The sequence below is a fragment of the Phyllobacterium sp. P5_D12 genome (assembly GCF_054049495.1).
Genome location: NZ_JBFUMG010000838.1, coordinates 1 through 1,433 on the forward strand (window position 1 = coordinate 1; position 1,433 = coordinate 1,433).

General features: G+C 55.0%; 1 protein-coding gene. It reads left to right on the plus strand.

Features of this window, described 5'->3' with window-relative positions; translation table 11 throughout:
- Window positions 1-1,030, plus strand: a 1,030-nt coding sequence (locus ACXJ5O_RS26915) for a hypothetical protein (protein ID WP_457302581.1), incomplete at its 5' end; no start/stop codon positions are given.
- Between the last annotated feature and the right edge of the window lie 403 nt (window positions 1,031-1,433).

Consider the following 1,433-nt stretch of genomic DNA (forward strand, 5'->3'; position numbering starts at 1 on the left):
TGATTGTTGTTGCCGTATATTTCATGTCTCGGTCTGGCCGTTCCTGATGCGAAATTCAGATCTCTCGTCCGAAGCATCCATTGCAGATCATTTAGACAAGCTTTCAGAAAAGTTGCGGGATATGCAACCGGGCGTCGACGCCTACATCACCCCCAAAAGGATTGCCCGCTATCTGACGGCAATCGCTGACACACCTGCACCCTCAACGGCAGCAACTGCCATGCGCGCGCCGGTCCTGCGTGATCTCCTCAGGAGCGACGGGGCATTGAAAGACGGGCAGCTGGTTCTTGATTGCAACTTTCGCAATACAGCCAGCACGGTATTGATTGCAGGTGACCAGTCAGCGCCAAAGCCCCTATGGTATTTCGCACATCTGGACACGATAAGTTACCTAACGCGGCCGTTCGACGGACGCAGATTCCCGCTTGTCCCATTCTGCTACCACCTCACCATTGATGGCACACGGCAGGCACAAGCCTACCGTTACGATCTGCTGAGCGAGCGTTACTTTGTCGTCGACGACGGCTGGATTGAGTCAGAATTGGGAAAGGCCTTTTTTAGGCCAAAGGATCAATCGACCCGTCTTCGACCAGGGGATCGCGTGGTTCAGGTAACGCCATGCCTGCCGCATGAGGATGGATATTGGACCGGGCATTTTGACAATGCCGGCGGAGTCTCTGCGCTAGCAGTGGCCGCTCCACTCTTGGCCGAAGCCGGTGTCAATGCGCTGTTCGCTTTTCCGGATGAGGAAGAAGGACCGACCGGATCCGGTAATCAGGTCATGGGTAGGGGAGGATCACGCATCATCGATCAGCTTCCGCCTCCGGATCTGGCGATCATTGCCGATATGCAGCAGGCCGGTATGACCTTGAATACGGAAGAAATGACCCCCGAGCCCGAGAATTCCGTACGCATAGGCGAGGGTGCAGTCCTCAGTGAATTCTCGAGCCTAGCCCGAGGCGCGGTGACGCCCCCAAGTTTATATGCATTGGCGCGGCATTTAATCGATCCCTGCCGGGACTGGGTATAAAGGTTCAAGAATCCAACAACATTTACACCTCACGTAGTGACGATATCAGCGTGATGCTAAAGACGCCAAATATTCTGCTCCTTGGATTCCCTGGCATCAATCGCCACTTCGATCTCGCTTCACCTCAGGCCGCTCTCTCGGACATCGTTGATCTATCCAAAGCCCTTGTCTATGCGGCAATGCTCCAGCCAGTTATCCGTTGTCTGAATGACCGTGGAGGCCACGCATGATGAACGTTGTCACGATTGGCTGGCTGACAACGGACGATATTATCCTCGCCGACGGCACATGTTCGATGGCCGTGCAGGGCGGAGGCGCACTATATTCGGCGGTGGGCGCTCACATATGGAGCGGAGGGGTTGGCATTCACTCAGTGGCCGGCAAGCCTTATTTTACTCAAACA